This is a genomic window from Azohydromonas aeria (assembly GCF_009760915.1).
Taxonomy (GTDB): domain Bacteria; phylum Pseudomonadota; class Gammaproteobacteria; order Burkholderiales; family Burkholderiaceae_C; genus Azohydromonas; species Azohydromonas aeria.
Window position 1 is genome coordinate 1 of the sequence record NZ_VIDQ01000146.1, and the last position, 9,568, is coordinate 9,568.

Below are 9,568 nucleotides of genomic sequence, written 5' to 3' on the forward strand. Positions count from 1 at the left end.
CGCGCGATGGCGCGGGCGGCGCGCCGGCGGCGCCCACGCCCGCCGCGGGCGGTGCGCGCGGGGTGGTGGACCTGTACGCCTGATGTGCAGGTAAACCGGGTCCCGGAGCAGCGGACGCCCGGGAGCGGCATCCGCGTTGCGGCGACCGGGCCCGCGGTCCGCCTGGGGACCGCCTGGGCCCCGGCCTGTGGCCGGGGTGACGACGCTGCATGCGCAGCGCCATGGGTGCCGCCGCGCCTGTAACGGTCCGTACACTATTGCCGCAGCCGGCGTGGGCACACTGCCGGGCAGCCGGGCGCATGCCGGCGCGGCCGCGGGTGCGAGCGCTCCCGCCCAAGCGTTAGCCGCCGTTTTGCCCCGCTATTCCCCCCTTCGCCGCGGGGCGCGGACTCCAGAATTCGTGCCACGCACTTGCCGGGCCCCTGCCCGGAAATCTGCCGTTGACTGGAGCCCGAATGTCGTCCGCCGCCGCCGCTGCCCCCACCGCTTCGCCGAAGAAGGGCCGCAAGAAGATCATCATCATCGCCGTGGCCGTCGTGCTGCTGCTGGTGGGCGGCATCGCGGCCTTCATCGCGCTGAAGTCCGGGCATGCCGCGGACGAGGAGGAGGAGGTCGAGGTCGCGCAGGTGCACAAGAAGAAGGACACCAAGCGCGTGGCCGCGCCCGAGCCCTACGACCCCAAGAACGCGCCGACCTTCGTGCAGCTCGAAGTGTTCACCGTCAACCTCGCCGACCATGACGCCGACCGCTATGCGCAGGTGGGCATCACGCTCGAAGTCGAGGACGGCAAGGCCGGCGAGCAGATCAAGGCCTTCATGCCCGCGATCCGCAACAACATCCTGCTGGTGCTGGCCAGGAAGACCTCGGCCGACGTGCGCAGCCAGGAAGGCAAGCGGCTGCTGGCGGCCGAGCTGCACGCGCAGGCGCTGCGCCCGCTGGGCTACGACCTCGAGACCGAGGACCTGATGGAAGACGGCGACGCCGAGCCCAAGCCCGGCGCGCCCAAGCGCAAGAAGCGCAAGCTCCCGCCGCTGCCGATCAAGGCGGTGCACTTCGCCAACTTCATCGTCCAGTGACGATGCCCCTTCGATGAACCAGCAGTTCCTCTCCCAGGACGAGGTCGATGCCCTGTTGCAGGGCATCACCGGCGAGAGCCAGAAGCTCGAAGCCGAGGAGACGCCGCAGGGCGCGGTGCGCACCTACGACATCGCCAGCCAGGAGCGGATCGTGCGTGGGCGCATGCCCACGATGGAGATCATCAACGAGCGTTTCGCGCGCAACGTGCGCGTGGGGCTGTTCAACTTCATCCGCAAGAGCCCCGAGGTGGCCATCGGCGGCATCAAGGTGCAGAAGTACAGCGCCTTCCTGCGCGAGATCGTGGTGCCCACCAACATCAACATCGTCTCGGTGCGGCCGCTGCGCGGCTCGGGGCTGATCGTGTGCGAGCCCAACCTGGTGTTCGCCGTGATCGACGCGCTCTTCGGCGGCTCCGGGCGCTTCCACACCCGCATCGAGGGCCGCGACTTCAGCCCCACCGAGCACCGCGTCATCACGCGGCTGGTGGAGGTCATCATCACCGAGTACAAGAAGGCGTGGGCGGGCATCTACCCGCTGGAGCTGGAGTACCAGCGCTCGGAGATGCAGCCGCAGTTCGCCAACATCGCCACGCCCAGCGAGATCGTGGTGGCCACGAGCTTCACGATGGAGATCGGCACCACGGCCGGCTCGGTGCACTTCTGCATCCCCTACTCCACGCTGGAGCCCATCCGCGACGTGCTCTATTCGTCGGTGCAGGGCGACTCCACCGAGCCCGACCGGCGCTGGGTGAACCTGCTCAAGACGCAGCTGCAGGCCGCGGAGGTGGAGCTCGTGGCCGAGCTCGCGCACGCGCCGGCCACCGTGGAGCAGCTGCTCTCGCTCAAGCCGGGCGACTTCATCGAGCTCGACCGGCTGCCCCTCATCCAGGCCAAGGTGGACGGCGTGCCCGTACTCGAAGCCCAGTGCGGCACGAAAAACGGCAAGTACGCCATCAAGGTCGAACGACTGATCTCCAGCTCCACCGTGAGCTGGATTGGAGCCCAGCATCATGGCAGTTGAAGACAACGCGGCCCCGACGATGTCCGAAGAGGACCGCATGGCCGCCGAATGGGAAGCCGCGCTGGCCGAGGCGCGCTCCGACACCGCGGCGGTGGCCGCCGCCGAGGAGGTGCCGCCGCTGCAGCAGTCGCGCGCCGCGGCCTTCACCGACTTCGGCGCGGCCGAGACGGCGAATCCGGCGGGGATCAACGACATCAACATGATCCTCGACATCCCGGTGCAGCTCACCGTGGAGCTCGGCCGCACGCGCATTCCCATCAAGCACATCCTGCAGCTGGCGCAGGGCTCGGTCGTCGAGCTCGAGGCCATGGCCGGCGAGCCCATGGACGTGCTGGTCAACGGCTACCTCATCGCCCAGGGCGAGGTCGTGGTCGTCAACGACAAGTTCGGCATCCGCCTCACCGACATCGTCACGCCCAGCGAGCGCGTGCGCCGGCTCAGCCGGACTTGAGGCCTTTTGGCGGGGCTTATTGCCCGATCCCGTCTCCGGGGCGGCGCCACAATGGCGACTGTCATGCCCGACGCGGCATGGCCGCACAGGAAGCAACGACCCTACCGTGATGCGCGCCCGACCCTGTCGGCCGCAAGCCAAAGCGCCGTCATTCCGGCGAAAGCCGGAATCCACGATCGCTGCGATGCTGCGCCAGCCGGCGCCGGCATGTGCGCACGGCAGCCATGGCACCGCTTCGGCGCGCGTGGATCCCGGCTTTCGCCGGGATGACGACGTTTCCTCTGCGGCCGCCACGTTCACCAACGGCACGGCGCTGCCCGCCCCGCCCCTCGCACGATGCCGCGCCGTTCCTCCGGCCCCGCTGCGGCCCCAACCCAACCGGAGAGCTCATGAACACCACCTGGCTGTCGCTGCTGTGGTTCCTGGCCGTGCTGGCGCTCATTCCCGCGGCGCTGTGGCTGCTCAAGCGCACGCCGCTGGCGCAGGGCGCGGGCACGGCCGGCGTGATGCGCACCGTGGCCGTGCTGCCGCTGGCCCCGGGCCAGCGCCTGGTGACGGTGGAAGTCGGCAGCGGAGACGACCGGCGCTGGCTGGTGCTGGGCGTGACGGCGCAGCAGATCAGCACGCTGCACACCATGGCCCCGGGCGCTGAGGCGCCGGCGCCGGGCACGCCGGGCGCACCTGCCGTTGCGGCGTCCTTCGCCCAGGTGCTGCGCCAGCTGCGCGGCCGCCGCGACTGACACTCCCCGACGCATCTCGCCACCATGAACCACCCCCCTCATTCCCGAAGCCCGCGGCGCGCGGCCGCCGCCGCGGCCGGGCTGCTGTTGCTGCTGGGCGCGGCGCTGCCGGCGCTGGCGCAGCAGCAGGGCCCGGCGGCGACGCTGCCGCTGGTCATCGGCCAGGGCGCGGGCGGCACCAGCTACTCGGTGCCGATCCAGACGCTGCTGTTCTTCACCGCGCTGAGCTTCCTGCCCGCGGTGCTGCTGCTGATGACGGGCTTCACCCGCATCGTCATCGTGCTGGGCCTGCTGCGGCAGGCGCTGGGCACGCAGGCCACGCCGCCCAACCAGGTCATCGTCGGCCTGAGCCTGTTCCTGACCTTCTTCGTGATGGGGCCGACCCTGGACCGCATCTACGAGCAGGCCTGGCAGCCCTACAGCGCCGGGCAGATCACGGCCGAGCAGGCCATCGAGCGCGGGCAGCAGCCGCTGCGCGCGTTCATGCTCAAGCAGACGCGCCAGAGCGACGTGCAGCTGTTCACGCGCATGGCGCGGCTGCCGCAGACGGCGCCGGAGCAGCTGCCGATGAAGGTGCTGGTGCCGGCCTTCGTCACCAGCGAGCTCAAGAGCGCGTTCCAGATCGGCTTCCTGATCTTCATCCCCTTCCTGATCATCGACATGGTCGTGGCCAGCGTGCTCATGAGCCTGGGGATGATGATGCTGTCGCCCGTGCTCGTGGCGCTGCCCTTCAAGCTCATGCTGTTCGTGCTGGCCGACGGCTGGAACCTGCTGCTGGGCTCGCTGGCGGCGTCGTTCGCGCAGTGACGGCGCGATTGCGCGCGCAACCTCTCAACCCAGGACAAGGCAGGACAAGGAATTCCGATGGACGCTTCGCAGGTCTTCACCGTGGGGCAGCAGGCGCTCTACACGCTGCTGGTGGTGTGCGCGCCGCTGCTGCTGGTGATACTGGCCGTGGGGGTGGTGGTGAGCGTGCTGCAGGCGGCCACGCAGATCAACGAGTCCACCCTCTCCTTCGTGCCCAAGGTCCTCGCGGCGGTGGCGGTGCTGGCCATCGCGGGACCGTGGATGATGACGACGCTGGTGGAGTTCCTGCAGCGCACGCTGCAGTCCATTCCCGGCGCGGTGGGCTGACCTCCGGGCGGGTCGCGGCTTGGTCACCTTCACCGAAGCCCAGCTGCTGGCCTGGATCACGCCGCTGATCTGGCCGCTGCTGCGCGCGCTGGCGCTGCTGTCGGCCATGCCGGTGCTGGGCACGCGCATGGTGCCCGCGCGCGTGCGCGTGGGGCTGGCGCTGCTGCTGGTGCTGGCGGCCCAGGGGCTGCTGCCGCCCATCGCGCCGGTGCCGCTGGACTCGCCGGTGGCCTTCGCGCTGGTGGCGCAGCAGGTGCTCGTGGGCGTCGCGCTCGGGTTCGCGGTGCGCATCGTCTTCGCCGCGGTGGAGTTCGCCGGCGAGGTCGCGGGGCTGCAGATGGGTCTGAACTTCGCGGGCTTCTTCGACCCGGCCACCGCCAGCCAGGGCACGGTGGCCGGGCGGTTCTTCGGCACGCTCGTGGCGTGGCTGTTCATCGTCGTCAACGGCCACCTGGTGGTGCTGGCCGCGCTGGTGCGCAGCTTCGAGGCCTTCCCGGTGAGCGCGCAACCGTTCGCGTTCCTGCAGAAGCTCCAGCCCCACACCTGGGGCGCGGAGATCTTCACGCTGGGGCTGTGGATGGCGCTGCCGCTGATCACGATGCTGCTCTTCGTCAACCTGGTGCTGGGCGTGATCTCGCGCGTGGCTTCGCAGATGAACGTGTTCTCGGTGGGGTTCCCCATCACGCTGGGCGTGGGGCTGCTGGGCATGCTCGTGACGCTGCCGCTGCTGGAGCAGCCCTTCACGCAGGCGCTGGAGCGCATGCTGGCGCACTTCCAGTAGCGCGGCGGCAGCGGCGGCGGCGGGCGCGCCGGACCGCGGCCCTTGGCAAGGCGCGTTCCCACCTGCCCCCCGGCGCCCTCCCCCATGCCGGCCGTCCCGAGGGGGGACGCGCGGCGCGCTGTCAATCCCTAACCTTCTCGGCAGTTCGGCACACAACCCAAGTCAAGGGTCCCGAACCTTCCAGCGCCACCCCACAGACCGAGGAGACCTTCCATGAACCAAGCCCAAGCCGCCGCCCTGACCGTCGCCCTGGCCGCCGCCTTCGCCGCCCAGGCGGCGCAGGCCCAATCCGTGTCGATCAGCGCCCCGGCGACCGCCACGCACGCCGCGGCGCCGTTCAGCGACGCCGAGATGCTGTCGGCGAAGTCGCCGATGCCCAAGGTGCAGCACCTGCCGGCCTCGGCCTTCGACTTCAACGCCGCCGTGGCCGAGGCGCAGGGCCGCGGCGTGGCGGAGAACAAGGCCGGCAAGCGGCCGACGGCCTCGGCCGAGGGCCTGATGGTGCGGCGCCAGATCAGCGCCGCGGCGCTGGCCGCGGCCCGGGCCGCGGGCGCGGGCGCGGCGGCCGACGACGAGGTCACGCCGCAGGCCGTGGGCACGGGCGGCATCCACTTCACCTCGACGCGCACCTACCCGCGCGCCCAAGACTGGAGCTACCCGAGCAGCACCGTGGGCAAGCTCTTCTTCAGGGACCAGGCGGGCTACTCCTACATCTGCTCCGGGGCGATGATCAAGCCCGGCGTCGTGGCCACGGCCGGCCACTGCGTGCACAGCGGCAAGCCCGGCGGCTGGTACAACAGCTTCGTGTTCGTGCCCGGCTACAGCCGCGTCGGCAGCACCGAGACGCGTCCCTTCGGCACCTGGAGCAACTGGGTCAACGTGCGCACCAGCTCGTCCTGGGCCAACGGCGGCGGCACGGTGCCCAACGTCGGCGACTGGGCGCTCATCGTCTTCGGCACCAACGCTTCGGGCTACCGCATCGGCGACTACACCGGCACCATGGGCTACCAGTACCCGGCCATGATCGGGCGCCACGTGTCGGTGCTGGGCTACCCGGCCAACCTCGACAGCGGCACGCAGATGCACCGCGTGGAGAGCATGGCCAACAACGGCGGCAGCAACAACGGCGTCTACGGCTCGGACATGACCGGCGGCTCCAGCGGCGGCCCGGTGGTGCTCAACTTCCGCCAGGACTACGCGGGCCTGACCGGCTCCACGCAGGACAACGGCGCGGTGCGGCTGGTGAGCAACGTGTCCTGGGGCTACACCAACCCCGCGGTGCAGGTGCAGGGCGGCTCGCAGTTCAACAGCACCTGGGGCTCGATGCTCAGCGCCACCTGCAGCGCCTACGCCTGGGCCTGCTGAAGGCCCCGGCTTCGGCTTCAAGAGACATCACGGAGGGGAGTAGGCGGCCGCGAGGCCGCCTTTTTTTGCGCCCTGCGCGTGCGCGCTACTGGTCGCCCACGAGCCCGTTGCGGATGGCGTAGACGGTGAGCTCGGCGTTGTTGGTCAGGCCCAGCTTCTCCAGCACCCGCGCGCGGTACACGCTCACGGTCTTGGGGCTGAGCATGAGCTCCTCGGCGATGTCGGACAGGCGCTTGCCCGAGGCGATCATCACCAGCGTTTGCAGCTCGCGGTCGGAGAGCTTCTCGTGCGCGAGCTCGGCCGCCGGCGTGGTCAGGCTCTCGATGAGCATGTGCGCGATCTCGGGCGTGACGTTCTTGCGCCCCTGCGCCACGGTGCGCACGGCCTGCACGATCTGCTGCGGATCGCCCCCCTTGTTGACGTAGCCGTAGGCGCCGGCGCGCAGCGCGCGGATGGCGTACTGGTCCTCGGGATACATGCTCACGATGAGCACGCGTACCGGGCTGCCCTCGTCCTTGAGCGCGTGCAGCACGTCCAGGCCGCTGCGGCCCGGCATGTTGATGTCGAGCACCAGCACGTCGCAGGGCGTGCTGCGCATGAGCGCGCGCAGCTCGCCGTACTCGCCGGCCTCGCCCACGACCTCGATGTCGGGCGCATCGGAGAGCGTGTCGCGGATGCCACGGCGGATGAGCGCGTGGTCGTCGCAGAGAATCACCTTGATCATGAGCTTCCCCAGGCCGCGGCTTCGCCCGCGGCGTCGTCTTCGTCGGCGGCGCCGCCCGCGGCGCCCAGCGGAATGGAGAGGATGAGCGTGGTGCCCACGCCGGGGCGGCTGCTGAGGTCGATCCAGCCGCCCACGGTGCCGGCGCGCTCATGCAGCCCGCGGATGCCGAAGCTCTGCGCCTTGGCCAGGTCCTCCTTCGAGAGGCCGCGCCCGTCGTCGCGCACCTCCAGCGACAGCACGCCCGCGCCCAGCGACAGGTCCACCAGGACGTGGCGCGCGCGCGCGTGCTTGTGGATGTTGGTCAGCGCCTCCTGCGCCGTGCGGTAGGCCACCAGCGGCACGCCCGCGGGCAGCTGCAGCGTCTCGTGGCTGGTGCGCAGCGTGCACTCGATGCCGCTGCGCCGGGTGAAGCCCTGCACCATCCACTGCAGCGCCGCCACCAGGCCCTGCTCCAGGATGGCCGGGCGCAGGTTCTGCATGATGCGCTTGCTGGCCTCGATGGCGTGGGTGAGGCTCTCGCGCGCGCTGGCCAGGTGCGCCTGGGTCTCGGCGTCGGGGCTGCGCCGCTCCAGCCAGGCCAGCTCGAAGCGCAGCGCCGTGAGCGAGCCGCCCACGTCGTCGTGGATCTCGCGCGCGATGGCCGCGCGCTCGGCCTCGACGCTGGTCTGCAGGTGCTGCGCCAGCTCGCGCAGCTGGCGCTGCGAGCGCGCCAGCCGCGCGTCGGCCTCCATCTTGGCGCGGCGCATCTCGGCGGCCTGGATGGCGTTGGCCACCGCCGGCGCCAGCCGCGCCAGCCGGCTCTTGAGCAGGTAGTCGCTGGCGCCGTTGCGCATGGCCTCCACGGCCATGTCCTCGCCGATGGCCCCGGAGATCAGGATGAAGGGCAGCACCCGGCCGCTGGCCCTAAGGATCTCCAGCGCCTGCAGCCCGGTGAAGCCGTGGGGCAGGTTGTAGTCCGACAGCACCACGTCCCAGGGCTCGCGCAGCGCGCTGCGGTAGTCGGGCTCGGTCTCCACGCGCAGCGTGTCCACGTCGAGCCCGCCACGGCGCAGGTGCGCCAGCGCCAGCTCGTGGTCGAGCTCGGCGTCTTCCAGGTGCAGCACGCGCAGTCGGCGGGAAGTCATCGACCGAGTATCGCAAAGCCCGCAACGCCGGAATTGGACCGGCTTGGGCCCCGTGATCGCAGCACCGCGCGTGCCGCCCCGGCCCAAGAATGCACCACGCCGTACCCGGGTCGAACCCGGGCGCGCCGTGACAAAGGACGCGCCCGCGGCGCCGGCGAGGCCGGGCCGGGCGCCGCGGCGGGGCCCGGCACTCAAGTCGGCGCGCGCAAAGCCGATAGACCGGCGAGCCTGCCCTGGAGAAATAACGAATGCCTTCGATTCTTGCCGTCGACGACTCGGCCTCGATGCGCCAGATGGTGTCCTTCACGCTGAAGAACGCCGGCTTCACCGTGGTTGAAGCGGTGGACGGCCTCGACGCCTGGGACAAGGCCGACAGCCGCGACTTCGACCTTGTCCTGACCGACCAGAACATGCCGCGCATGGACGGCATCACGCTCACGCAGAAGCTGCGCGGGCACCCGAAATTCGCGCGCACCCCGATCCTGATCCTGACCACCGAATCCGGCGACGAGATGAAGCGCGCCGGCCGCGCCGCCGGCGCCACCGGCTGGCTGGTGAAGCCCTTTGACCCCGCCAAGCTGATCGAGGTGATCGGCAAGGTCATCCGCTGACGCGCGAGCGCGCGATCAACAGGAAAGCCCCGCAATGGCCGATACCTACTCCGACGCCGGCAGCCAGGCCGTCGGCATCGATCTCAGCCAGTTCTACCAGGTCTTCTTCGAGGAAGCCCTGGAGAACCTGGAGCGCATGGAGCAGATGCTCCTGGAAGTGGACCTCACGGCCGCCGACGACGAGGCGCTCAACGCCATCTTCCGCTGTGCCCACTCCGTCAAGGGCGGCGCCGCCACCTTCGGCTTCAGCGACGTGGCCGAGCTCACGCACCAGATGGAGACGCTGCTGGACCGGCTGCGCCGCCACGAGCTGCAGCCTGACCGCGCCATGGTGGACGTGCTGCTGGAGTCCGGCGACGCGCTGCGCGCGCAGCTCGCGCGCCACGAGGCCGGCGGCGCCGGCGACCCGGTGGACACCACGCACCTGATCCAGCACATCCGCGCCTTCGCCGACGGCCGCCCCGCCCCGGAGCGCCCCGCCGCCGCCGCGCCGGCGCCCGTGGCCGCGCCGGCCCCGGCGCCGGTGCCCACCCCCGCGCCC

Annotated in this window: 12 protein-coding genes; 10 read left to right on the forward strand and 2 right to left on the reverse strand. The window is 70.9% G+C overall.

The window, feature by feature from the left end; all coding sequences use genetic code 11:
- Positions 1-455: 455 nt before the first annotated feature.
- The 8 genes from FJ694_RS35500 to FJ694_RS35535 all read left to right on the forward strand — a co-directional run bounded on the left by FJ694_RS35500 (position 456) and on the right by FJ694_RS35535 (position 6,568).
- A complete protein-coding gene (locus FJ694_RS35500; RefSeq protein ID WP_157272233.1) occupies positions 456-1,076 on the forward strand; it encodes a flagellar basal body-associated FliL family protein in 621 nt (206 codons plus the stop codon).
- Positions 1,077-1,089: 13 nt separating this feature from the next.
- Positions 1,090-2,097, forward strand: a complete 1,008-nt coding sequence (fliM, locus tag FJ694_RS35505) for a flagellar motor switch protein FliM (RefSeq protein WP_157272234.1) — start codon at positions 1,090-1,092, stop codon at positions 2,095-2,097.
- On the forward strand, positions 2,087-2,548 hold the full coding sequence (gene fliN, locus FJ694_RS35510; RefSeq protein ID WP_157272235.1) for a flagellar motor switch protein FliN: 462 nt from the start codon (positions 2,087-2,089) through the stop codon (positions 2,546-2,548). Before fliM ends, fliN begins: the two co-directional genes overlap by 11 nt.
- Before the next feature lie 389 nt (positions 2,549-2,937).
- Positions 2,938-3,288 carry a FliO/MopB family protein gene (locus FJ694_RS35515; protein WP_157272236.1) on the forward strand — a complete coding sequence of 117 codons (351 nt, stop codon included), beginning with the start codon at positions 2,938-2,940 and terminating at the stop codon, positions 3,286-3,288.
- Between the two features lie 24 nt (positions 3,289-3,312).
- On the forward strand, positions 3,313-4,095 hold the full coding sequence (gene fliP / locus FJ694_RS35520) for a flagellar type III secretion system pore protein FliP (RefSeq protein WP_157272237.1): 783 nt from the start codon (positions 3,313-3,315) through the stop codon (positions 4,093-4,095).
- 57 nt (positions 4,096-4,152) lie between these two features.
- The gene (fliQ, locus tag FJ694_RS35525; RefSeq protein WP_157272238.1) at positions 4,153-4,422 is read left to right on the forward strand and encodes a flagellar biosynthesis protein FliQ; all 270 of its coding nucleotides are present in this window, start codon (positions 4,153-4,155) and stop codon (positions 4,420-4,422) included.
- 19 nt (positions 4,423-4,441) lie between these two features.
- Positions 4,442-5,203 (forward strand): flagellar biosynthetic protein FliR, encoded by a 762-nt coding sequence (gene fliR, locus FJ694_RS35530; RefSeq protein ID WP_157272239.1) that lies wholly within the window; start codon positions 4,442-4,444, stop codon positions 5,201-5,203.
- A gap of 213 nt (positions 5,204-5,416) precedes the next feature.
- On the forward strand, positions 5,417-6,568 hold the full coding sequence (locus tag FJ694_RS35535; protein WP_157272240.1) for a trypsin-like serine peptidase: 1,152 nt from the start codon (positions 5,417-5,419) through the stop codon (positions 6,566-6,568).
- Positions 6,569-6,653: 85 nt separating this feature from the next.
- Here the strand turns inward: FJ694_RS35535 and FJ694_RS35540 are convergent, their stop codons facing one another.
- Together FJ694_RS35540 and FJ694_RS35545 are read right to left on the reverse strand one after the other, a co-directional pair.
- Positions 6,654-7,292, reverse strand: coding sequence for a response regulator (locus FJ694_RS35540; RefSeq protein ID WP_157272241.1), 639 nt, complete (start codon positions 7,290-7,292; stop codon positions 6,654-6,656).
- Positions 7,289-8,416, reverse strand: a complete 1,128-nt coding sequence (locus tag FJ694_RS35545; RefSeq protein ID WP_157272242.1) for a hybrid sensor histidine kinase/response regulator — start codon at positions 8,414-8,416, stop codon at positions 7,289-7,291. Before FJ694_RS35545 ends, FJ694_RS35540 begins: the two co-directional genes overlap by 4 nt.
- A gap of 248 nt (positions 8,417-8,664) precedes the next feature.
- Here FJ694_RS35545 and FJ694_RS35550 point away from each other — a divergent pair, with 248 nt between their 5' ends.
- Both FJ694_RS35550 and FJ694_RS35555 read left to right on the forward strand, forming a co-directional pair.
- The gene (locus FJ694_RS35550; protein ID WP_157272243.1) at positions 8,665-9,027 is read left to right on the forward strand and encodes a response regulator; all 363 of its coding nucleotides are present in this window, start codon (positions 8,665-8,667) and stop codon (positions 9,025-9,027) included.
- 34 nt (positions 9,028-9,061) lie between these two features.
- Positions 9,062-9,568 (forward strand): Hpt domain-containing protein (locus tag FJ694_RS35555; RefSeq protein WP_198321176.1); only part of this gene is annotated, 507 nt, incomplete at its 3' end.